Origin of the sequence: Levilactobacillus enshiensis, from assembly GCF_007115095.1 — a bacterium.
In the GTDB taxonomy this organism is placed as follows: domain Bacteria; phylum Bacillota; class Bacilli; order Lactobacillales; family Lactobacillaceae; genus Levilactobacillus; species Levilactobacillus enshiensis.
The window spans coordinates 110,549-132,752 of sequence record NZ_SULH01000002.1; the positions used below are offsets into that span (position 1 = coordinate 110,549).

Sequence of the window (22,204 nt, forward strand, 5' to 3'; positions counted from 1 at the left end):
TACGGCTTAACCAATTAGCGGCTGATTCATCCCCCAATGAACTGCCTCACTCACTTAAGGAAGCGCATATTAATGGAAGTCTTCTTTCGTAACCTTCACTACCGAATCTTCATGCTGGCAAATATTGTCAGTGCCATTGGCTCCGCACTCTTTAGTATCGTCTTCGTCATCTATGCCCGGCATATGCCACACCCCAGTCTGGCAATCAGTGTCGCCTCCGTTGCGGGCAGTTTACCGCTTCTCTTGGACATCCTGATGGGGTACTTGGCTGACCAAACGACTAATCATTTTCGGCAACAACTCCGAAACCGGATTGTCCAAGGGAGTTTCTACGTTCTGATCAGTCTCCTAATGATCGGACAAGCCAATTGGGGCGGCTTTGCTCTGATCTTGGTGCTTAGCATGTCCGTTCAACTCATCTCAAGTTACAATACGTACGGCGCAATCGCTATCATTAAAGATATCGTTGCACCAGGTGATATCGCCGAGGCAGAAGGCTTTGAGTCCGGAATCAACGCAACAATCTCCATCACTGGTGGCCTCATCGGTGCGGCCCTACTCGCCGCCTTTCACTATCACTACAGTCTTTTTGCACTCGTCAATTCCGTGTCATTTTTCCTAGCCTTTGCTTTGCTCTTCCACGTTCGTCAACATTTTGCCACACTGTCCAGTAGTCACATCAACATCCCCCAGACGGTGGGCCTAGTAGCGCATTTTCAGCGCTTTTTTCAACAGTCCAAGGCCAACTTTGTCCAGCTTAAGCACGAATCGACCCTCACCCAATATATCGAAGTCTTCATGGCCATCAACCTCGTCGATGCTGGTCAGGGCGTCTTATTAAATCTTTCTTTCGCCCATCAACCCCAGTTGTTAATTGGTAATTATGGCTATACGGTGGCCTTAGTTGGCATGGTCGAATCAATCGGCGGCATTCTGGGATCACTCCTCCCCGGACGGTTGACGCGGCACCTCAGTATTTCTAAGGGCATCATCCTCATCTACCTGACATACGGCCTCATGCCCTTAAATATCCTATTTCTAAAAAGTCGTGTCTTCCTGATTGGTATCGTCGTCATTTCCGGCGTTCTGCTTGGTATCCTGAATCCTCAGGTCCAAGGCAAAATGATCAATGACTTACCCAAACAATCCATTGGTTCGCTCATTAGTGCGTTCTACACCGTGGTCCAACTGACGGTCCCCTTAGGCGCGTTGATTTTTGCCACCTTAGCTAACGTGCTTTCCTTAAAATTTTCTTGGATCTACCTGCTACTCTTTGATGTCATTTCCTTCTTAACTTGGCTGGCCCAGCGCCGCCATCAGCGGCCCACAGCTTGAATCGACTGGCTTAAAAAACACCAAATAAAAAAGCCGACCACCGAAGTGACCGACCTTTCTGAATGTGACTAGTTGCGACGGCGTTCTGGGATCCGCGCTGCCTTACCGTTAAGTTCACGGAGGTAGTAGAGCTTAGCACGACGTACACGACCTTGACGAATAACGTCAATCTTAGCAACACGTGGGGAGTGTAATGGGAAGATCCGTTCCACACCGACACCGTTACTGATCTTACGTACCGTGTAAGTTGCTTGGATGCCAGCACCCTTACGCTTGATTACGACACCTTCGAACAATTGGATACGTTCGCGGGTACCTTCGACGATCCGGGCGTGAACCCGAACAGTGTCTCCGGCACGGAAGTCTGGAACATCGTCCCGTAATTGTTCTTGGTTGATCTTAGCAATTAAATTGTTTTGGCGCATAATATATTCTATCCTTTCGCCAACATTCATTCTCAGTTTCGACAGCGGAATATTGTTTTTATGGCTAAACAGCCAAAAGTAAGTGTATCATATCTCGAAATGCCTGTAAAGGTTATTTTCTTGACTCCTGTTCAGCAGCCTGGCGTTCCTCCTCTTCGATGCGAACATCGGCCAAGAGGTGCTTCTGCTGCTGCGTTAACTTTTTGTGATCAATCAGGTCTGGTCGCCGTTGATAGGTCCGCCGCAGGGCTTCCTTTTCACGCCATTCATCGATTTTTCCATGATTGCCGCTAATCAAGACATCCGGTACCTTCATCCCCCGGAACTCTGCTGGTCGCGTATATTGTGGGTATTCCAAGAGTCCCGATGAGAATGAGTCGCCGGGTGCTGACTCTGAGTTGCCCAATACCCCAGGCAACAGCCGAACCGTGGCGTCGATCATGACCATTGAGGCTAACTCGCCACCCGTCAGGACAAAGTCCCCTAAGGACACCTCATCGGTCACCAACGTCCGAATACGCTCATCGTAGCCCTCGTAGTGGCCGCACAGGAAAGTTAAATGTTCCTCATGGGCGAATTCTTCAGCCACGTGTTGGTCAAAGGTCACGCCAGCAGGGTCGAGTAAGATTACACGTCCCTTAGGCAACCCTTCTGCCGCCGCTTGTTCTTCGGTCGCCTTCAAGGCATCGAAGATCGGTTGGGGCTGCAGGAGCATTCCCGCGCCACCACCAAAGGGATAGTCATCGACGTTCCCATGCTTATTGGTCGAATAATCCCGAAAATTCGTCACGGGCATGGTCAAATGACCATTTTCAATCGCCTTACCCACGATGGAATCGTGCATGGGGCCGGAGAACATATCGGGAAATAAACTTAACACATCGATGCGCATTACTCGAGTCCCTCCATTAATTCTACCGTGACTTGACCGGCATCCAAGTCGACCTTCTTGACCACATCGTCAATCTTTGGCAACAGTAAGTCGTCCTTACCTGGCCGGTCAACGACCCACACATCATTAGCGCCGGGGGACAAGATTTCCTTGATCTCACCCAACTCTTCGCCCTCTTCAGTGACGACCTGCAACCCCACGATTTGGTGATAGTAGTATTCACCGGGTTGTAAGTCCCCGGTCTCCAATTCGTTGTCGGTCACCTTTAACGTACTCTGCTTGTAAAGTTCGACGTCATTGATCGATGGTTTGCCTTCAAAGCCCAGCAGATAAAAGTTCTTGTGTTTCCGCATTGTCGCTACCGTTAGCGTCACCGGTGTCGTCTGGCCCTTTTGAAAGGCGTAGAGCGTTGAGCCGACCGCAAATCGACTTTCAGGAAAGTCGGTGGTCGCGATGACCCGGACTTCACCTTTGATCCCGTGCGTGTTGACGATAGTTCCTACCGTATAATATGCCATGTTACATGCCTCCTTATTTAATGTTTCATTTATGATGACGCTTAGCGCCGGTCTGAAATTTAGGCCACTCGGTCGTCACTTCCACCTTACCGACCACCAGCTTGTGGCCCGAAACTGGGGTGACTACCGAGCGACCAGTCGACCATTTATAATTTTATTTTTAGGAACAAAAAAACTCGAGGAAACGTTGCCGCCTCACTCGAGAGTCTTTGTTGGGCGGTCATCGATGATGAGACGCACCCGCTTATTGCCTTGAACGCGAACGCTGTAGACAATCGTTCGGATTGCCTGCGCCACGCGGCCTTGTTTGCCGATGACCCGGCCGACATCGTCCGGGTGAACGGCTAACCGATATTCGTAAAAGCGTTCCGTTTCGACTGGTGTCACCACTAGGGATTCGGGATGTTCAACGAGTGGGCTAACAATTGCTAGAATTAATGCCTTAAAATCGGTCATGGCTAATCACTACTTTTTAGTGTATTTAGCTTCATGGTATTGCTTCATGATACCAGCGTTGGAGAGTAAAGTCTTAACCGTATCTGAAGGTTGAGCACCGTTGTTCAACCAGTTCATGATAGATTCTTCCTTCAACGTGATTGAAGCTGGTTGGGTAACTGGATTGTACGTTCCAACTTGTTCGATGAAACGACCATCACGAGGACTCCGTGAGTCGGCAACCACAATCCGGTAGAATGGGCGCTTCTTAGAACCCATCCGCTTTAAACGAATCTTAACTGACATGTAGACACCTCCTGTATTTCTTTCAACGTGTAATAATATACCAGTTTCTGGATATGATGTAAAGGGTTTTTTCTTTACACCCTCAAATTAATCAAAATCTTTGCGTAACCAGGCCAAATCGTCGGTCGTTAGCGATGCTCGGTTCGCGACGATCCACCGCTGAACCATCGCGTAATCAGTAAAATCTGGTCCTCGCTGAACACCAGCTGCTTGTAGATCACGCGCAAATTTCAGGTCGGCAATCGTCATTGGCGCTTGAAACAACGGGTTTTCTTCGGCCCGTGCGGCCCACTCGTCATTTAAAATGGCGCGGGCATTGCGATATGCCGGCGTTTGTTGTAGTAAATCGCGTAACTCAGTTGCTGTTAGATCACTCATGATTGCCTCCTTAGTGCCTGCCACTGTGGGTCGCTCGTCAAGCTGACCACGGTCCCAGGGGCGCGTACGACCGAAAACTGATCGCTTGGACTGGTCAAGAGCCACAAGACCGTCACCGGCAGTGTTGGCCGGAGCTGTTGTTCACCGTATCCATCTGTCAAGATGACCACTAGTTGATTGGTGCTCCCGGCAAGTAACCGCGGCAAGGCATCAAATACCGCCTGAAATCGCGTGCCACCGCCACCGGTCCGTTGAAGGGCCTGTGGTCGCCGCTCCAAGGTGAACGCCCGTGTTGGGTCAACGACCGTATCAAAGGGATAGACGGTCACCTGTGCCGGATAAACGGCCAATAGCGAGGCCATTTGTCCCAGGAGGTAGCTGATCTCGCGATTGCCCATCGACCCAGACTCATCGACAAAGACGGCAATTTTACGCCAGGTCTGCACAATTTCCCCGGGGAGGTCCATGCGCGTGGGTTGGCGGCGGTTAAAACGGCCGTACGCGGGTTGGCGGCCGGCCGGCACCTGCCCCAACCCCCGTTTCAGTAAGGCTCGCCAATCCAGTGGCCGTTCCGCCACCACGGGGGTGAGTGCCGCCTGAATGCGACCAGGTAAGGTCCCCCGTTGTTTGGCCGAGATTGCCTGACTAGCCGTCATAAAGAGCTGCGCCCGCCATTGTTCACGCGTCTCAGCCGCGGCATCGTCCGCCCCCTGCCAGCCGCTGTGACCATCGTGCTGGGGAACTTGGGGTAACGCCTGGGGACCGCCCGTTGCTAATCGCTGCTGGGTCACCTTTTTTTGTGCTTGCCAGTGACGAAGCTGTTGCAAATAAACCGCGGAATCCTGCTGCGGCAAAACTGGTTCTTCTAGCATCTCTGCTAATCTTTGACTGGTAATTGCAGCGGCCGGTAAATCGATCAGATAATCATTGACGGCCGCATCGGTGGCCCACCGAACCAAGCCAGCCTGTGCGGGGGTCTGTACCGCGGTAGCGTAGCGTTGTGGATGACGCCACAGCAGGTGTAGTACCGTGTGCCGCAACATCGCCAACCACTGGGAACCGGTCCAACTGGTTTGCTGCAAGGCGCTGGGGCTCAGCTGTAATTGCCACGCTTGTGATGTTGGACTCAGGCTGAGTGGTGCAGACCCCATTTGGATGGTCACGGCCAATTGACTCAGCACGTGACCGTAGAACGGGTCTTGCTGTAGCAGGTACAACACAGCATCGCGATACGCCACCTGAGCTAATCGATCACGATCGATTGCCGTGGCTTGGCGTAACCGTTGTAAGTCCTGTGTTAAGCTCACCATCGCCTACACCTCGATTTCACTACTCCGCAACCCGATTGTCGTGAGCAACCGATAAAGTTGCTGGACGCCGGGTTGTTGGTCCTTGACGGCTGCTAAATTTTCCAGAAGTTGCTGTTGCCCGGCCATCTGCTGGGCGATGGCAAACTGACCATCCGGCGCACAGCTCGTGAGCAGTTCACTGAAGCGTTGAGCATTGCCGCCAACCATTAAAGGCCACGTCTGTCCCGCGTCGAGGCAGTTTAGGAGGATTCGTTGCTGCTGAGCGGGCGCGAGCTGCTGAAAGACGCTCACTGCATCTTCGGCACTAAAGGCCTGGTCTACGGTCAATCCCGGACGCTGCGCGATTAGAAAACCAGCAAAGGCCGTCCCCACCGTCATGCCTAAATTACCTTGCATAATGGCCGTGACGACCGCCGTTTGACTAAAGAGGTGTTGGACCTCAAGCTCGCGAATCGCACGGGAGACACGCTCCCAGGCCCGCGGTGTGGGCTGCAAGTCATCGTCCGTAGCGTTGGCCGTGGCGACCACGTGAAGGTCAGCCGGGTTGTCCGTCAGATACTGCGTCACCAACGGATCGATTCGCGGTCTATCGTTAACCCGCGTCGTCGCCCATTCTAGCCAGGTCGCTGTGTCGGCCCGTAAAATCAGCCGGGTCGTCCGGTCAGCAATGGCCGCATCCCCTGGTGTTACGCCATAATGGCTCTGTTCAAAGCCAGCCATGGTCGCATCCGGGTTCTCCGCTAAAATGAGATGGACCTGTTCGGGTAGCGTCAACGTATTGATCTGGCGCTGCAAGACCAGGTTCATCAACTCACTCTGGACGGCCTGTGTCCCCCGGTTAAACTCATCTAGAAACCAGATGATCTCCTGTTGGGGATGAGCCTCGGCGTAACGAATCATGGCGACTAAGGTGTGTGAATACCCAAACTGCACATCTGCCAGGGACCCATAACGCGCTGTTTGGACAAACGAGTCACTGGTCAGTGGGGGTACGGGAATCACTAAATCGCCCTTCTCCACCAGACTCACCACGGTCGTGAAGAGTTTGGCGTGTCGTTGCTGCGCTAGGTCCGCCACCAAGGCTGACTTCCCGATACCGGCCTCACCCACGATGGTGGGCACGGCACCGCTCGCTAAGACCACCTGCGTTGCTTGTAAACACGCCTGATACGTTAATGCCACACCTGTCACATCCCTTCCGAATTTTGTCTAGAATTAGTTTAACATACATTGGGTTACTCAAACTCTATAGGTGGCGTCAGTTGAGAGAACTCGGTATTTCAATACCGAGATGAATCAACGTCTTGGACGACCACCATTGTATTGGTTTAACTGTGAATCAATGTACTGCGTCACAATTTCTTTTGAAACATTACCTAAGGTGCTCATTAAGAAACTGGGCGACCACAAGTGACCACCCCACAGTTGCTGTTTCGTTTCAGGGAATTGCCTAAACCATTGCTTGGCTGAACCACCTTTGAAGGCTTTTACAACTGAAGAAGGCGCGTATTTAGGCGCGAAGCTAATAATCATGTGCACGTGGTCGGGCATAACTTCTAAGCTAGAAACTTCAATGGCGTGTCGTTTGGCAATTTCACCGAGAATGCTTTTCAAGGCCGAACACTTTTCAGGGGACGTAAAGACCGGTTTACGGTACTTTGTCACCCAAACCAAGTGAAAGTTAAAATCATAGACATTAGTACGCTCATATTTAATCATATGTATGTCCTCTTATAAGTTATTTTGTAAGTGATTACACATAGTATAGCATAACATCCGTGATATACTTTTTGTAAAGAAGGTGAGCGGATGGTCCTGAAAGGCATTAAGCTACGAATTTACCCAAGTTCAGCACAACAGTTAAAGATTAAACTTAACTTTGGCTGTAATCGATTTGTTTGGAACCAGATGCTAAACATGCTGCGTAATCGTCATGAAAACAATCCCCAGGCGCCGTTCTTAAACGTCTTTGCCCTTAATAGTTTGTTACCCGCGTTAAAGCGAGAATATCCGTGGCTAAAAGAAGCGGAAAGCACCAGTCTACAATCGACGTGTCATGACCTGGTGGCCGCTTTTCAAAAGTTTTTTAAGGAAACTAATGCTGGTTTCCCTAAGTTCAAGTCGCGTAAATTTCCTAAGCAAAGCTACAACGTTAAATTTTCCGGGACCAGCTTAGCCATCAAAAGTGAACGTGTTATCAGGATTCCTAAGGTTGGCCTGATGCCCTTTAGAGCAGGGAGAGAGATTACCGGTCAGCTCAAAAATGCGACCATCAAACTTTCAGCAACTGGTAAATATTATGCGGTACTGTTGGTTGAAACCGAAGCTAGTCCCTTAGCTAAGACTGGTCAAACGGTGGGCATTGATTTAGGTGTAGCCGATTTGATGATCACTAGTGATGGTCAAAAGCAACCGACAATTCGCTTTGACAAGCTTCTTGCCAAGCAGAAACACTACTGGGAAAAACGGTTAGCGCGTCGTCGACGTCAGGCGAAAAAAGAAATTGCCTGGGATCATCACAATCAAGTTCCCGAACCCCGCGAACTGACCGATTTTAGAAATTATCAGAAAGCGAAACTGATGGTGGCAAAATACAACGAAAAAATCGCTAACCAACGCCATAATTACCTGCATCAGTTAACAATCCAACTCGTCAAACAATATGATGTGATTAAAATTGAAGATTTGAAAACCAAGAATCTTCTCAAAAATCATCAACCTGCGCGGTCCATTGCCAACCAGTCTTGGCGTGAGCTTCGTCGTCAACTAACTTACAAATGTGTCTGGTATGGGAAGCGACTAGTGATTGTAAATCCCTGGAAAACCAGTCAGCTTTGCGCAAACTGCGGTTACGATGATGGCAAACATGAACTGTCCATTCGTAAATGGACTTGCCCCAATTGTGGAACCAATCATGATAGGGACGTTAACGCCGCTAAGAATATTTTGGCCGCGACTACTTAAATATCAAACTGCCTTGGACTGGAACAGTCCTTAGTTGATAGCCGTAACCGCTACGTGATACCCAGTAAGTATCACGTAAGTCAGCGGTGTTCCTAGAAGCTCGTTACTTTAGTGACGAGTAGTTCACCTGCGGCGATTAGGGATTCCATCGCCCGCCAATGATGGTGTGCTTCCTTATCTAAAAGCAAGCGCACAACGTCTCTAAAATACAAAGATCCACCTGGTAACCATCAAAACTGATAGTCACCAGGTGGACGCTTAACTATTTGGTCGGTGTATTTTAACCAGCAAAACCATTGTGGTTTAACATTATTTCATCAACCGGCGCTGGAAGACCTTCACGATTTCCACGATAACGATCATCATGAATGAGGCGGCCAACACGATCCCCCATTGGAAGGCATCCAGGTGAGCAACGTGGAACATGCTGTTCAGACCGGGCACCAAGATGGTCATCGCTAGTAAGGCAAAGGCAATCAAGATTGCCCAGTTAAAGAATTTATTCTTAAACAACCCGACAGTGAAGATTGAGCCGTGAATCGACTTCGAGTTGAAGGCGTGGAACAACTGAATCAACCCTAAAGTAGCGAACGCCATGGTCAAGGCATCGGCATGGACTAAGCTGGCTGAGGCATGTACCGGGTACGTCAAGGCTAACCAGTAAACGAACAGGGTAATTCCCCCTTCTAGCAGGCCCTGGTAAATGATGCCACCGAAGACGCCACCAGAGAAAAAGTTCGATTGCCGTCCACGCGGCGGTTGTTTCATGATGTTTCGTTCCATGGGTTCAACGCCTAAGGCAATTGCTGGCAGCGTATCCGTTACCAGGTTAATCCACAGAATGTGCACCGGTGCTAAAATTTGCCACCCCAACATGGTCATCATGAACAGGGTCAAGACTTCCCCTAAGTTGGCGGACAGTAAATACTGAATGGCCTTTTGAATGTTGGCAAAGACCTTCCGTCCTTCTTCAACGGCAACCACAATGGTTGAGAAATTGTCGTCGGCCAGGACCATATCACTGGCTCCCTTGGAAACTTCGGTCCCGGTGATTCCCATCCCGATACCAATATCGGCGGCCTTTAGGGCGGGCGCATCATTGACGCCATCCCCGGTCATCGCAACGACCTTACCGCGTTTCTGCCAAGCATTGACGATCCGCACCTTATGTTCCGGTGCGACCCGCGCATAGACCGCGTAATCCCCGACCCGCTTGGCAAATGTGGCATCGTCCATTTCATCCAGTTCGGCACCGGTAATCACAGCGGCGGTGTCGCCCTTTTCAATGATCCCCAACCGAGCAGCAATTGCGGCGGCCGTATCACGATGGTCACCCGTGATCATCATTGGCCGAATCCCAGCGGACTTGGCATCAGCCACCGCTTGCGCAACTTCCGGCCGTTCGGGATCGATCATGCCGACCATCCCGGCAAGAATCAACTCATTTTCAACTTTTTCACTGGTCAACTCAGTTGGCACTTGATCGACGATCCGGTAAGCAAATGCAAGTACCCGCAAAGCTTGCGTTGCCAAGTCATGGTTGGTCGCCAAAATGGTCTGCCGGTCGTTGGCAGTCAGTGGTGCGACCGCATCTGCCTTGGCTAAACGGGTCACTCGTTTGAGCAGTTCGTCCGGGGCACCTTTGACGGCAATCAAGAAGCGACCGTCAGCTAATGGATGAACCGTGGACATTAATTTTCGTTCGGAATCAAAGGGAATTTCGGCCACCCGGGGCATTTCCTTCAAGACCTGATCAACCGGATAGTCACGGTCCAACTGATACTGGACCAGCGCTGTCTCGGTCGGGTCCCCAGCGAGACCCTCCGTCGTGATTTTAGTGTCATTACTTAGAATCATGACCTGGGCCAAGCGGTCATTGCGATCAAAGTTCAACGTGTGCGCATCAGCAAGGTCGAGGTTCTCATAGACCTTTTCAACCGTCATCTTGTTTTGTGTCAGCGTCCCGGTCTTATCCGAAGCGATGATGTCGGTGCTCCCCAAGGTTTCGACAGCGGGTAGCTTCCGTACGATGGCATGGCGCTTGGCCATCCGCTGCGTCCCCAACGCCAGGGTAATCGTGACGATGGCGGGCAAGCCTTCCGGAATTGCGGCCACGGCTAACGAGATGGCCGTTAACAGCATGTCGATCAGGCTCTCGGCCTGACGCCACATTCCCATCGCGAAGACAATGGCGGCAATCACCAGGATCAAAATGGTTAACGATTTTCCCAGTTGGGTCAAATTGGACTGCAGTGGCGTCGTGGTCTCATCGGCGGCTTCAATCATGCCGGCGATCCGGCCCACTTCCGTCTGCATCCCCGTTGCCACAACGACCCCCGTCGCGCGGCCATAGGTGACGTTACTGTTCATGAACGCCATGTTGTGCCGGTCACCGATAGCCAAATCATTTTCGGTCAGGACCGTGTCCGCTTTTTCCACGGGTACGGATTCCCCAGTCAGCGCGGACTCCTCAACCTTCAGGGAAGCAACGTCGAGCAAACGCAGGTCGGCGGGAATGATGTCGCCGGCTTCCAAGAGGACGATGTCCCCCACGACCAACTCGTCACTCTTCACGCTCATCACCTGACCATCACGGCGAATCGTGGCGTTAGGCGCTGACATTTCCTTTAAGGCGTTGATGGCTTCTTCGGCCTTGGCCTCCTGGAACACCCCGAAGATGGCATTTAAGACCACCACCAACAAGATGATGACCGCATCGACCACTTCGCCGGTTAGCCCGGCAATCAAGGCCGCCACCAGTAACACAATAATCATGAAATCCTTAAATTGCGCTAAAAATTTCTGCAGTAGCGACGTCGTCTTCTGTTGGTTCAACGCGTTGTGGCCGTTTTTCTCGAGCCGTTGCTGGGCAACTTGTGAGCTTAACCCTTGGTCACTAGTCTGTAAATTTTGATACAGCTGTTCAACCGTTTCCTGATAAAATGGTACTTTGGCCATTTGCCATTCCTCCTGAGGTGTACTCGTAAGCTCATTTTCCCTTAACCGGGGCTAAAAGAAAATGAGACCTACGCATGCACACAAAAAATTTTGTGGACACACATAAGTCTCACTATTTAAGGCAATACCGGATTGGCTTCTTGCTGACGATATTACCGCAGATTAATCTGCTAGTTACTCCCTTATGGTTGGTTCTTTAAGTCGTAGTATACCGGAGTTTTTCGGTTGCGTCTACCTAAAAGGTATGAAAATATCCATGGTGTAATTGAAACAATGGTGTGAAATTCTTAGCCGTGTTTCCCAATGTCAGCTGAAGCGTCTCCACAGCAGGCGGAATTCCTGGCAGCCAGAGTGCGCCTAATTTAACGGTACGAATGCTTCCCCACCCTGAGATGAGACCTGAATTTTATCTTTCAACCTTTAGTTATAAGTGAAAATTCCCACCAACTCACCCCCATCATTCCCAGCCATTTCTCTGTTAATATCCACCCAAAACAAAAACAGGTTCAGAAACAGCACTAACTCTGCCATTTCCAAACCTGTTCACTAAAGCCTACTTCCGCTTCTTACGCTTCAGCCGCTTCTTCTTGTTCTTTTTCATTTGCCGGGACATCCGGTTCATGGCCATCTTTTGCATGCGACCACCGATGCCACCGCCACCCATGCCTGAGTTGCCCATGAGTTGTTCCATCCCGGACATGTTCCCCTTCGAGACTTGGTTCATCATTTTCTTCATTTGGTTAAACTGCTTGATCATGCGGTTCACTTCATGAATTGGCCGGCCAGACCCACTGGCGATTCGGCGCCGACGGGAAGGGTTCAACAGGTCCGGATTCGTCCGTTCCTGAGGTGTCATGGAGTACACGACGGCCTTTAAATGCCCCATGTCCTTCGGGTCGACCTGAACGTTCTTCATGGCTGGATTGTTCGCCATCCCCGGAATCATCTTCATCAACTCATCCATGGGCCCCATCTTTTGAATCTGTTCGATCTGGTCCAAGAAGTCGTTGAAGTCAAAGGAGTTTTCCTGAATCTTTTCAGTCAGTTCCTGAGCTTGCTTTTCGTCGTATTCCTTCTGGGTCTTTTCGATCAGGGACAGCATGTCCCCCATTCCCAAGATCCGTGATGCCATCCGGTCGGGGTGGAAGACGTCCAAATCGGTCATCTTTTCGCCTTGCCCGATGAACTTGATTGGTTTGCCAGTCACTGCTCGAATTGAGAGTGCAGCCCCACCACGGGTATCCCCATCTAACTTGGTCAAAACGACCCCAGTTACGTCAAGCTTGCCATTGAATCCTTCAGCAGTTGCGACAGCGTTTTGCCCGGTCATCGCATCGACCGTTAACAGGATTTCGTCCGGATGAGCCAGGTCCTTAATGTTGGCCAATTCATTCATCAACTGTTCGTCAATTTGGAGACGACCAGCCGTATCAATAATGATGTAATCATTATGATTTTCGGCAGCTTGGGCTAACCCTTGACGAACGATCTCCACGGGGTCCACGTCGGTGCCCAATTGGAAGACGGGCACGTCAATGCCGGCCGCCACTTGCACCAACTGTTCAATCGCAGCTGGCCGGTAAACGTCGGCCGCAATCATCAATGGCCGTGCGTTCTCTTCATTCTTTAATTTCAGAGCCAACTTCCCGGCAGTGGTCGTTTTCCCGGCCCCTTGTAACCCAACCATCATAATGATTGTTGGAATCTTGTCGGACTTGTTCAGGGGAACGGCTTCTTCCCCCATGGTCTTGGTCAGCTCTTCGTCAACGATCTTAACGATCTGTTGTGCAGGGTTCAGTCCTTCTAAGACGTCGGCCCCCATTGCCCGGTCGCGGACCTGCTTCACAAAGTCCTTGACCACGGTAAAGTTAACGTCGGCTTCTAATAATGCCAGCCGAATCTCACGCATGGTTTCTCGCAGGTCACTTTCGGAGACTTTCCCCTTGCCCCGCAATTTGCGCATTGCGTTCTGTAGTCGTTCGGTTAATCCTTCAAACGCCATTCGTTTTGCCACCTAACTTTCATTGTTCTTCTAGATTTTCAAGACCCGCAACCAACCGGTTCAACTTCGCATCTTGGGGATAATTATCCGCCACGTACGCTTGAATCTCATCGGCCTGTTGATTGCGCGCGGTAAATTCTTGGTAGAGATGCAATTTTGCTTCATAATCCTCGAGGATCTTTTCGGTCCGTCGTAAATTATCATAGACCGCCTGACGACTTACATTATACTCCTCAGCAATTTCGCCCAAAGAATAGTCATCACCATAGTACAATTGCATATAGTTATTCTGCTTCGCGGTCAGTAGCGGCTGGTAGAACGCAAATAAGGAATTAATCCGATAGTTTTTTTCAATCTCCATGCTTGGTCCTCCAGTTCGTGTCACACTCTACTAGAGTACCGATTTTTAGCGGTTTCGTCAATTTTTTTCGCTGATTGCGGGTAAAGTGAACGACTATTAGCCACATCAATTCGTTTTTAACTGAAAAGGATGGCGCGAATTTATTCCAGTTGCCATTAACTCTTGGGAAATAAGTCGTATTTTCTTGCGCAACTGGTCATACTAATTAACAAGCATCCCATTTTTTACCTATCAGGAGGTCGTCACCATGTCAATCACCATCACGCGTGAAACCAATGCCACTATCAAGGCCACCATCGTTCAAGAAGTTCTCGCTGATCTTCCCGACTGGTTTGGCTTACCAGCATCCACAACAGCCTATGTGGACGCTGCTCGCAAGCTGCCACTATGGGTTGCTCACGATGGGCAAACTATCGTGGGCTTCATCGACCTTGCCACGACCAGCACCGCTACCGCTGAAGTTCAGTGTATGGGCATCAAACGCGCCTATCACCACCAAGGCATCGGCCGACAACTCATGACCGTGCTCATCACTAATGCCCGTCAAACCTATACTTACCTTCAAGTCAAGACAGTTGCCCCCGGTCATTACGCCACCTATGACCAAACCAATGCCTTCTACCGTGCAATGGGCTTCGAACCGTTAGAAATTTTGCCAACTCTCTGGGATACCTGGAATCCCTGCTTGATTCTGATTCAAAAACTATAAGCAACACAAAAAGCGTTGTCAACCCAATCGGATTTTACAACGCTATTTTTTATGGATTACCCATTTTTGAATACAAAACCTCGCCACAATTATGTCCTGCTAAGAAACTATCTTCGCTTGCCAAAAATCAGTCTCCAAATCCAATAGCCAAGGCTTCCAACTAAGGCCAACATCAATCCCAAAACTAGCAAGTAAAAGATGGCATCAAAAAAATTAAAACCACTACTTAAAACAGTTGTCATCGTCACACGTCATCGCCACCTTCCAATAGACCAAAAAACGGCCCAAGCGCCATCCCTAAGAACAGCACCTATGCCGCAAAACAATTTATTTTTTATCCAATGCCTTAACGTCGATCAAGCCCTTAAACAGGCCATAAACAAATTCGTTCGGGTCAAATGGTCGTAGGTCTGAGATCTGTTCTCCAAGCCCAATGAACTTCACAGGGACGTGGAGTTCGTTACGAATGGCCAAGACGATTCCCCCACGGGCCGTTCCATCCAGCTTGGTTAAGACGATCCCGGTGACGTCCGTAGATTCCTTGAACAACTTCGCCTGCGTCAGCGCGTTTTGACCAGTTGTGGCATCCAACACCAGCAAGACTTCATGCGGTGCTGCTGGAATTTCACGAGTAATGATCCGTTTCATCTTCGCCAGCTCATTCATCAGGTTGACCTTGTTTTGTAGCCGACCAGCGGTGTCGACAAACAGGATGTCGTAATCCTCGTCCTTCGCCTTTTTCACGGCGTCAAACACGACGGCAGCGGGGTCCGATTGCGGTTTCCCCGTCACAATGTCGACGTCTGCACGCTTAGCCCAGACATCGAGCTGTTCTGTCGCCCCGGCCCGGAAAGTATCGGCTGCCGCTAACAGCACTTTCTTACCTTCCTGATGGAACCGATTAGCCATTTTCCCAATGGTCGTCGTCTTGCCGACCCCATTGACCCCTACAAACAGGATCACCGTAGGACCTTCAGGCGCCATGTTCAAGGCCGTGCTCTCATTGTTTCCGGCTGCATCGTAAATTTCGACCAACTTTTCAACAACCACGTTCTGAACATCTTGGGATTTCTTGGCATTCTGTAACTTCACTTCATCGCGCAACTCATCACTGAGCTTCACGGCCATGTCGAACCCAACATCGGCACCAATCAAGGTCTCTTCAAGGTCATCGAAGAAACCCTCGTCAACGTGACGGAAATTAGCCAACAAGGCGTTCAACCGCTGACCAAATGTCGTCCGCGTCTTCTCCAACCCTTTGTCGTAAAGCTGTTCATCACTGACCGGCTTTTCGGCGGGGGCGCTTGATGCAGGCGCCGCTGGTGTCGTCTCCGCTTCACTAGAAGCTTCAACTGGTTGCTCAACTGCCGGTTCTGCTTCCTCATGACTTGCAGTCACGGCTTCACTCACCGGCGTTGCTGCCGAAACGGATGTCGCCGCAGACGTGGCCGTTGGTTCAGCCGCAGACACGGGTTCAGCAACCGTTGCTGAGGTGCCAGTCGGTTCTGACGACTCATTTTTTGTCGCGTCACTAGTAGGTTCTACGGGAACTTCAGTTGTCGCCTCACTGGCTACTTCTTCCACCGCTTCACTCGTCGGTTGCTCATCGTCAGCCGCTGGTGAGGCCTCACTCATCACCGGCTCGCTAGTTTCAGACTCACTGGCCACAACCGTTGCTTCACTTATTTCGGCTTCACTAGTGACACTAGCTTCACTCGCAACGCTCTCGCTAGTGGTAGCCGTACTTGCTACTGGTTCTGCTTCTGATTCCGGTTTTGGTGCTTCACTCGCCGGCTTGGCACGCCGACGGAAGATATCAAATAATCCCATTAGGATTGCTTCCTTTCCGTAGTGGTCTCGTGGTCAAGATCCACCGCCACCATCTTAGACACACCAGACTCCTGCATGGTCACCCCGTACAAAATGTCGGCCTGAACCATGGTTTCCTTCCGGTGGGTGATGACGATAAATTGCGTTTGGTCTTGGAATTGATGAATGTAGCGGGCAAAGCGGGTCACATTGGCCGGATCTAGCGCCGCCTCAACTTCATCCAGGATACAGAATGGCACGGGTTGCACCTGTAAAATTGCAAATAAGAGCGTAATCGCTGTCAGTGCTCGCTCACCACCGGAAAGGAGCCCCATGTTCTGGAACTTCTTGCCCGGCGGTTGGGCCATAATGTCAATTCCTGTCGTTAAGAGGTCATCTGGATCGGTCAAGACGAGTTCCGCCGTTCCCCCGCCAAACATCTGGCGGAACGTGGCGGTGAATTTCGCCGCAATTTGATCAAAGCTGGCCTTGAACCGGCGCTTGACCTGACCATCCAATTCAGTCATGGTCGTCGTCAACTGGCCCTTAGCCGTTAAGAGGTCATCCCGCTGTTGCGTCAGGAAGTCATAACGTTCGCGGACTTCTTTATATTCAGCAATGGCGTTCACGTTAACTGAACCAATTTCATCCAATCCCCGTTTCAATAACTTGAGTTGCACCGCAAGCTCATCAGCTGGTAAGTCACTGGTATCCTGCTCAGCAGCTGCCAAACTTAGGTGATATTTTTCTGACAATTGGTTCTGTTGTTGATCGATCAAGGCCGCTAAACGCGTCTGCTTGACCTGTGCGGCTTGGAGGTCATCGTTAGCTAACTGCAGTAACCCGCTGGTTCGTTGGTTTGCCGTTTCGGCGGCCGCCAATTCATCATTAGCAGTGGTGACCTGCTCATTTTCTTGCGCTACCTGTTGCTCTACCGTTTGTCGGGTCGCCTGGGCCGTTGCCAATTGTTCTTGGGCCTGTTCCGGCGTTAATGACTCCTGGTTCGCCAATTGTTGTAGCTCAGTAGTCACCTTAGCCACCTGGTCCTGGTCGGCCTGAATCTGCTTTTCCAGTTGGTGAACCGTACCGATCTGCTGTTGCCGGCGTTCCTTAGCACCCGCTAGCCAGGTCTGCTTCGCCGTTAAAGCCGTCTGATTCTGTGTTTGTTCAGCCGTCACCGTGGTGATTTTGGCCTGTAGATCCTTGACCTGTTGCTCGGTCGTCGCCACGTCCTGTTCACCGGCGGTAATCTGTGCTGCAAGCGACTCACCTTGCTGATCATCCGTAGCCACTTGTGCCTGTTTGATTTCCAATTCGGCGGCTTTCACCTGCCGATCAGCCTGTTCTGCCGTTGTTTGGGCATTTGCTAATTGGTCTTCTAACTGACGACACTGCGGCTGCAGCCGATTGATACTTGCCTGCAGATCTCGGCTCCGCGCCTCACTGTCCTGTAATCCCGCGCGTTGTTGCTTGATCTTCGTTTCCTGAGCCGTCAACTTAGCCTTCATGGCCGTAATCGACGTCTGGAGTTGCTGCAACTCCTGTTGTTGTCGCAAGACACTACTGTGGCTCTGGCGTGACTGACCACCGGAGATAGCCCCGCTGGCACTGACCACATCACCCGTCAAGCTGACGACACGATACCGGTGGTGGATTCGCTGACTAATATCGACAGCTGTGTCCAGGTTGGCCGCAAAAATCGTGGTCCCTAGGAGATACTCCAAAATCGGTTGGGCCTGGGCTGTAATTTGGACCAGGTCACTCCCGACACCTAGAAAGCCGGAAAGTCCCCGCAATAACTGCCGCGTACTCCGGTCGACCTGCCGTCCACGAATCGTACTCAGTGGTAAAAAGGTTGCCCGACCCGCTTTATGGTCCCGTAAATAACTAACCGCGGCCTTCGCCGTCGTTTCGTCATCGACCACGACCTGTTGCAGTTGACCACCAAGCGCATATTCCACCGCAGTCGTGTACCGTTCCGGGACTTGGAGCAACTCGGAAACCGCCCCTAATAGCCCCCGGAAATGGTCGCGTTGTTTCAAAATCGCCCGCACACCCTGGTAAAAGCCACCATACTCAGCCGAAGCGGACTGCAGGCTCGCTGCCTGCGTTTGCGCCCGTTGATAGACTTCAAGAGCGGCTTGCCAATTATGCTGGGCCTGTTGGTAGGCCTTTTGTTGTTGCTGATACTGACCAGCCTCGGTGTCTAAGGCCTGCTCGGCTTGGTTCAGTTGGTCTTTGACCGTGGTGGTCTGTTCTGCCAGCGTCGTGACCTCAGCTTGGGCCGTCTGGGCCTTAGCCTGCAAGTCCGCTAGCTGTTGGGCCACCCGTTGACCTTGTTGCTGTAATCGTTCCTGGTTCTGCTGTAAATACTGACGTTGATTCCGCAGCGTCGCAACCTGCTGCTTCTGATCAAAGTACGTCGTCCGCAAGTCCTCTAGTTGCTGGCGTAACGCCGTGACGGTCTTGGGTTCCGTTGCCACCGTTAAGGTCTTGACCTCTCCCTGGGCCGTTTTCATGGCTGCCACTAACTCACTGGCCTGCTGCTTGGCGGCCGTCAGCGCTTTCTGATTGGTCGCGATCCGCTCGTTTAATTCGCTCAACTGGTCCTTGGCTTGCCGTTGTTGCTCATCCAAGTGCCGTTGTTGCTCGCCAGACAGATTGACCTGCCCCTGAGCTTGCTCCACGCGTTGGGTCGCCGTCACCAATTGGGCTTGTAAGGCATCTTTACTGGCTAAATGGTCAGCTTGTTCCTGTTTTAATTGCTGAACCGTTGCCAACTGTGCTTTTTCGGCGGCTTGATGCTGACTGACCTGGTCTCGCTTGGCATGGACAAGCGCATCGGCCGATTGCTTTTCTGCTAACTCTGTGTGTAGTTGCCGCACCAACTGTGTCCGATCCAACAGGGCAAACTTCTCCTGTTGATCCAGATAGTCTTGCGCCAGACTACTCTGCTTCTCCAGCGGGTCGATTCGACCTTCGAGTTCCGCAATGATGTCTTCGACTCGATTCAAATAAGCCATCGTGTCGTCCATTTCTCGTTGGGCTTTTTCCTTGTGCTTACGGTACTTGTAGACGCCGGCAACTTCTTCGATGATGTTGCGCCGATCTTCGGGCTTGCTATTGAAGATGGCCTCTACACGGCCTTGCGAAATAATGGAAAAGGAATCCTGACCCATGCCAGAATCCATCAAGAGTTCCGTAATGTCCTTTAACCGACAGTCTTGCCCGTTGAGTTGATAACTGCTTTCACCATTTCGGTACAGCGCCCGACTGATGGTCAGTTCGGTATAGTCACTCTTTAAATAATGGTCACTATTGTCCAGCGTGATCGCAACCGCTGCTCTATTCAGTGGATGTCGGTCAGCTGACCCCGCAAAGATCACGTCGGGCATCTTACTGCCCCGCAAACTTTTAGCGGACTGTTCCCCTAGAACCCAACGGACAGCTTCAGAAATGTTACTCTTCCCACTACCGTTAGGGCCGACGATGCCGGTCATTCCCGGCAAAAAGTCAATCCGAGTCTTATCCGCAAAGGACTTGAACCCGCTAATTTCTAATGTCTTTAACCGCATCGTTAGTCATCCTTACTCTTCTTTCAGATTCTCCAGCGCATGTCGCGCCGCATTTTGTTCCGCGTGCTTCTTGGAATGGCCGTTTCCTTCCCCCAACAACTGGTCATTCACGTAAACGGCGACCTTGAAGGCCCGATCATTATCTGGCCCCTCTTCATCCAACAAGCGATAGTCGATGGTGACCGATCCATTCTTTTGGACCAATTCTTGAAGTTCGGTCTTGTGATCGAAGAATTCGTCGAAACGACCCTCGTCTAACTTGGGAAAGACGACCGTCGTCACAAATGGGACCACTTTATCCAACCCCTGATCCATGTACAAGGCCCCAATAAAGGACTCAAAAATATCACATAACAGGGAGTCACGTTGTCGGGCCTGGGCCTTTTCCTCGCCCCGTCCTAACCGAATGTACTGGTCGAAATGGCATTCGCGTGCAAAGCTCGCAAAACTCTGTTCGTTGACCATGGCCGCCCGTAGCCGCGTTAAGCGTCCCTGCGGCATCTTAGGGTAACGTCGGAAAATATAGTTGGAAACGACCAACTGCATCACGGCATCCCCTAAGAATTCAATTCGTTCGTAAAACTTCAGCCCCTGATTTGGGTGTTCGTTAACGTACGAGGCTTGCGTAAACGCTTCGTCGAGTAACGACTGGTCTTTAAAGTGAATATCAAAATTTTTGGCTAACTCTTCATTTAATCCAGCAATCACGCGTAAATTCCCTCATTTCTTTATAGTCAGATTGAAAAAGCCCGGGACGAAAAATTGCGGCCCGGACTCGCTTGGTACTTTATTTTGCTTGATTTTGGTGGGCGTCAATGTAGTCCACAACTTCACCAATGGTATTCAATTTTTCGGCATCTTCATCCGAAATTTCTGCGCCAAAGGTATCTTCCAGTTCCAAGACGAATTCCACAAAATCAATGGAATCCGCGTCCAAGTCCTGCTTAAAATTCAGTTGCTCGTTGATTGCGTCTCGATCCGTTTCAAATCGATCGGCGATAATATCGGCAATCTTGTCGAAAATTTCTGCTTTTGTCATTTATAATCCCTCGCTCACAGTATTCAATAAGTAGTCTAACCGTTTTGTCCGGCCTTGTCTAGCCAATTTATCGGTTAGTCAAGCATGGCGCCGCTTGTCCGGCCGTGACTCCCATTTTTAGCCAATCAGATCACCCTGAGAACTTGACTTACTTCAAAGCTTCTTTCAAAGCCGCCATTTCATCAGTATGTTGATCGAAGTAACTGACTAGTTGTTCGGCACTGTGGGTCTCCAGGAGTTCGTGAATCTGCGCAATCGTGTTTTTAATGGTCTTGGCTTTAGAGGAACCGTGGGTCTTAACCACGGGCGCCTTCAAGCCGAGCAAGACGGCCCCACCATATTGTGAGTAGTCCATGGCCTGCTGAACGTTTTTGAAAACGGGCTTCAGCATGGCTGCCCCCAGCTTACCGCCGAGACCACCACTCATGATTTCACCCTTGATCAATTTCAACATGGACAAGGCCGTTCCTTCAATGGCCTTGAGTGTGGCGTTCCCGGTAAAGCCATCGGTAACGACGACATCGGCAACCCCACTAAGCAGGTCCCGTGACTCCACGTTACCCACAAAATTAATGCTTTCCATACCAGCTAAGGCATCGTGAATCGCCCGGTGATTTTGGTCACCCTTGTCGGCCTCGGTTCCGTTATTGAGCAGACCCACCCGGGGATTCTTCACGTCCATTAGGGATTGCGCATAGTACTGGCCCATGACGGCGTACTGGACCACGTTAAATGGCTTGGTGTCAGCATTTGCACCCACATCTAGCATCACGAAGCTCGATTGATCTGATTTTTGCAGGACCGGCAAAGTCGTCGTCAGCCCGGGGCGGTCAATGCCCTTGATTCGGCCAACAATCAACAAGCCCGCTGCCAAAACCGCACCAGAGTTCCCAGCAGACAGAAAAGCATCGGCCTCGCCTTCGCGGACAGCCGTGGCTGCCAACACGATACTTGATTGCTTCTTGCGGCGAATAGCCCGTACAGGTTCGTCTTCCATTGTGATCACTTCTGGTGCGGGCATCACCGTAATTCGCGTGGTGTCCGTGAGCAACGGCGTCACCTTTTCTGCTTGTCCGTACAGTAAAAATTCTAAGTCTGGGTAGGCATCCCGTGCTAATTCAACACCCTTTACGACTTCAGTAGGGGCGTAATCGCCACCCATTGCGTCAACGGCAATTTTCATCAGTT

General features: G+C 50.9%; 20 protein-coding genes. 3 read left to right on the forward strand and 17 right to left on the reverse strand.

The window, feature by feature from the left end; all coding sequences use genetic code 11:
* Positions 1–72 precede the first annotated feature (72 nt).
* Positions 73–1,335 carry an MFS transporter gene (locus tag FAY32_RS03105; RefSeq protein WP_158727530.1) on the forward strand — a complete coding sequence of 421 codons (1,263 nt, stop codon included), beginning with the start codon at positions 73–75 and terminating at the stop codon, positions 1,333–1,335.
* A gap of 68 nt (positions 1,336–1,403) precedes the next feature.
* Here the strand turns inward: FAY32_RS03105 and rplS are convergent, their stop codons facing one another.
* The 9 genes from rplS to tnpA form a co-directional block, all read right to left on the reverse strand.
* Positions 1,404–1,760, reverse strand: coding sequence for a 50S ribosomal protein L19 (gene rplS, locus FAY32_RS03110; protein ID WP_048736156.1), 357 nt, complete (start codon positions 1,758–1,760; stop codon positions 1,404–1,406).
* A gap of 112 nt (positions 1,761–1,872) precedes the next feature.
* Positions 1,873–2,652 carry a tRNA (guanosine(37)-N1)-methyltransferase TrmD gene (gene trmD, locus FAY32_RS03115; RefSeq protein WP_125686934.1) on the reverse strand — a complete coding sequence of 260 codons (780 nt, stop codon included), beginning with the start codon at positions 2,650–2,652 and terminating at the stop codon, positions 1,873–1,875.
* Complete coding sequence (gene rimM / locus FAY32_RS03120; protein WP_143462009.1) at positions 2,652–3,170, reverse strand: ribosome maturation factor RimM; 519 nt, start codon at positions 3,168–3,170, stop codon at positions 2,652–2,654. Before rimM ends, trmD begins: the two co-directional genes overlap by 1 nt.
* 195 nt (positions 3,171–3,365) lie before the next feature.
* Positions 3,366–3,626: a KH domain-containing protein gene (locus tag FAY32_RS03125; protein ID WP_125686938.1), complete on the reverse strand. Its 261-nt coding sequence runs from the start codon at positions 3,624–3,626 to the stop codon at positions 3,366–3,368.
* Positions 3,627–3,635: 9 nt separating this feature from the next.
* The gene (gene rpsP, locus FAY32_RS03130; protein ID WP_020088982.1) at positions 3,636–3,911 is read right to left on the reverse strand and encodes a 30S ribosomal protein S16; all 276 of its coding nucleotides are present in this window, start codon (positions 3,909–3,911) and stop codon (positions 3,636–3,638) included.
* A gap of 87 nt (positions 3,912–3,998) precedes the next feature.
* On the reverse strand, positions 3,999–4,289 hold the full coding sequence (locus FAY32_RS03135) for a hypothetical protein (protein ID WP_143462010.1): 291 nt from the start codon (positions 4,287–4,289) through the stop codon (positions 3,999–4,001).
* On the reverse strand, positions 4,286–5,599 hold the full coding sequence (locus FAY32_RS03140) for a vWA domain-containing protein (RefSeq protein ID WP_143462011.1): 1,314 nt from the start codon (positions 5,597–5,599) through the stop codon (positions 4,286–4,288). The genes FAY32_RS03135 and FAY32_RS03140 overlap by 4 nt, the downstream gene beginning before the upstream one ends.
* Positions 5,600–5,602: 3 nt before the next feature.
* Positions 5,603–6,781, reverse strand: coding sequence for an ATP-binding protein (locus FAY32_RS03145; RefSeq protein WP_143462012.1), 1,179 nt, complete (start codon positions 6,779–6,781; stop codon positions 5,603–5,605).
* Positions 6,782–6,895: 114 nt separating this feature from the next.
* Positions 6,896–7,318 carry an IS200/IS605 family transposase gene (tnpA, locus tag FAY32_RS03150; protein WP_143462013.1) on the reverse strand — a complete coding sequence of 141 codons (423 nt, stop codon included), beginning with the start codon at positions 7,316–7,318 and terminating at the stop codon, positions 6,896–6,898.
* 90 nt (positions 7,319–7,408) lie between these two features.
* On the opposite strand from tnpA, the gene FAY32_RS03155 reads away from it, so the two are divergent.
* Complete coding sequence (locus FAY32_RS03155; protein WP_143462014.1) at positions 7,409–8,563, forward strand: RNA-guided endonuclease TnpB family protein; 1,155 nt, start codon at positions 7,409–7,411, stop codon at positions 8,561–8,563.
* 309 nt (positions 8,564–8,872) lie between these two features.
* On the opposite strand, the gene FAY32_RS03160 is transcribed toward FAY32_RS03155, so the two are convergent.
* The 3 genes from FAY32_RS03160 to FAY32_RS03170 all read right to left on the reverse strand — a co-directional run bounded on the left by FAY32_RS03160 (position 8,873) and on the right by FAY32_RS03170 (position 13,884).
* Positions 8,873–11,521 carry a cation-translocating P-type ATPase gene (locus FAY32_RS03160; RefSeq protein WP_143462015.1) on the reverse strand — a complete coding sequence of 883 codons (2,649 nt, stop codon included), beginning with the start codon at positions 11,519–11,521 and terminating at the stop codon, positions 8,873–8,875.
* Between the two features lie 553 nt (positions 11,522–12,074).
* Entirely contained in the window at positions 12,075–13,523 is a 1,449-nt protein-coding gene (gene ffh / locus FAY32_RS03165; RefSeq protein WP_143462016.1) for a signal recognition particle protein, read from the reverse strand.
* Positions 13,524–13,542: 19 nt separating this feature from the next.
* Positions 13,543–13,884, reverse strand: coding sequence for a putative DNA-binding protein (locus FAY32_RS03170; RefSeq protein ID WP_143462017.1), 342 nt, complete (start codon positions 13,882–13,884; stop codon positions 13,543–13,545).
* Between the two features lie 247 nt (positions 13,885–14,131).
* On the opposite strand from FAY32_RS03170, the gene FAY32_RS03175 reads away from it, so the two are divergent.
* Positions 14,132–14,593 carry a GNAT family N-acetyltransferase gene (locus FAY32_RS03175; RefSeq protein WP_143462018.1) on the forward strand — a complete coding sequence of 154 codons (462 nt, stop codon included), beginning with the start codon at positions 14,132–14,134 and terminating at the stop codon, positions 14,591–14,593.
* Positions 14,594–14,920: 327 nt separating this feature from the next.
* Here FAY32_RS03175 and ftsY read toward each other — a convergent pair whose 3' ends face one another.
* The 5 genes from ftsY to plsX form a co-directional block, all read right to left on the reverse strand.
* Entirely contained in the window at positions 14,921–16,423 is a 1,503-nt protein-coding gene (gene ftsY, locus FAY32_RS03180; protein ID WP_143462019.1) for a signal recognition particle-docking protein FtsY, read from the reverse strand.
* Positions 16,423–19,977 (reverse strand): chromosome segregation protein SMC, encoded by a 3,555-nt coding sequence (gene smc / locus FAY32_RS03185; protein WP_143462020.1) that lies wholly within the window; start codon positions 19,975–19,977, stop codon positions 16,423–16,425. The genes ftsY and smc overlap by 1 nt, the downstream gene beginning before the upstream one ends.
* Before the next feature lie 12 nt (positions 19,978–19,989).
* On the reverse strand, positions 19,990–20,685 hold the full coding sequence (rnc, locus tag FAY32_RS03190) for a ribonuclease III (protein ID WP_143462021.1): 696 nt from the start codon (positions 20,683–20,685) through the stop codon (positions 19,990–19,992).
* Positions 20,686–20,764: 79 nt separating this feature from the next.
* On the reverse strand, positions 20,765–21,016 hold the full coding sequence (acpP, locus tag FAY32_RS03195; protein WP_143462022.1) for an acyl carrier protein: 252 nt from the start codon (positions 21,014–21,016) through the stop codon (positions 20,765–20,767).
* 148 nt (positions 21,017–21,164) lie between these two features.
* Entirely contained in the window at positions 21,165–22,199 is a 1,035-nt protein-coding gene (gene plsX / locus FAY32_RS03200; RefSeq protein ID WP_143462023.1) for a phosphate acyltransferase PlsX, read from the reverse strand.
* Positions 22,200–22,204: the final 5 nt, after the last annotated feature.

Coding starts and splice junctions, on each gene's coding strand:
- trmD (WP_125686934.1), bottom strand. CDS start 2,652: ATGCGCATCGATGTGTTAAGTTTATTTCCCGATATGTTCTCCGGCCCC.
- ffh (WP_143462016.1), bottom strand. CDS start 13,523: ATGGCGTTTGAAGGATTAACCGAACGACTACAGAACGCAATGCGCAAA.
- plsX (WP_143462023.1), bottom strand. CDS start 22,199: ATGAAAATTGCCGTTGACGCAATGGGTGGCGATTACGCCCCTACTGAA.
- rpsP (WP_020088982.1), bottom strand. CDS start 3,911: ATGTCAGTTAAGATTCGTTTAAAGCGGATGGGTTCTAAGAAGCGCCCA.
- FAY32_RS03175 (WP_143462018.1), top strand. CDS start 14,132: ATGTCAATCACCATCACGCGTGAAACCAATGCCACTATCAAGGCCACC.
- FAY32_RS03125 (WP_125686938.1), bottom strand. CDS start 3,626: ATGACCGATTTTAAGGCATTAATTCTAGCAATTGTTAGCCCACTCGTT.
- rimM (WP_143462009.1), bottom strand. CDS start 3,170: ATGGCATATTATACGGTAGGAACTATCGTCAACACGCACGGGATCAAA.
- rplS (WP_048736156.1), bottom strand. CDS start 1,760: ATGCGCCAAAACAATTTAATTGCTAAGATCAACCAAGAACAATTACGG.
- FAY32_RS03140 (WP_143462011.1), bottom strand. CDS start 5,599: ATGGTGAGCTTAACACAGGACTTACAACGGTTACGCCAAGCCACGGCA.
- FAY32_RS03155 (WP_143462014.1), top strand. CDS start 7,409: ATGGTCCTGAAAGGCATTAAGCTACGAATTTACCCAAGTTCAGCACAA.
- ftsY (WP_143462019.1), bottom strand. CDS start 16,423: ATGGGATTATTTGATATCTTCCGTCGGCGTGCCAAGCCGGCGAGTGAA.
- FAY32_RS03135 (WP_143462010.1), bottom strand. CDS start 4,289: ATGAGTGATCTAACAGCAACTGAGTTACGCGATTTACTACAACAAACG.
- FAY32_RS03170 (WP_143462017.1), bottom strand. CDS start 13,884: ATGGAGATTGAAAAAAACTATCGGATTAATTCCTTATTTGCGTTCTAC.
- FAY32_RS03160 (WP_143462015.1), bottom strand. CDS start 11,521: ATGGCCAAAGTACCATTTTATCAGGAAACGGTTGAACAGCTGTATCAA.
- FAY32_RS03105 (WP_158727530.1), top strand. CDS start 73: ATGGAAGTCTTCTTTCGTAACCTTCACTACCGAATCTTCATGCTGGCA.
- smc (WP_143462020.1), bottom strand. CDS start 19,977: ATGCGGTTAAAGACATTAGAAATTAGCGGGTTCAAGTCCTTTGCGGAT.
- tnpA (WP_143462013.1), bottom strand. CDS start 7,318: ATGATTAAATATGAGCGTACTAATGTCTATGATTTTAACTTTCACTTG.
- acpP (WP_143462022.1), bottom strand. CDS start 21,016: ATGACAAAAGCAGAAATTTTCGACAAGATTGCCGATATTATCGCCGAT.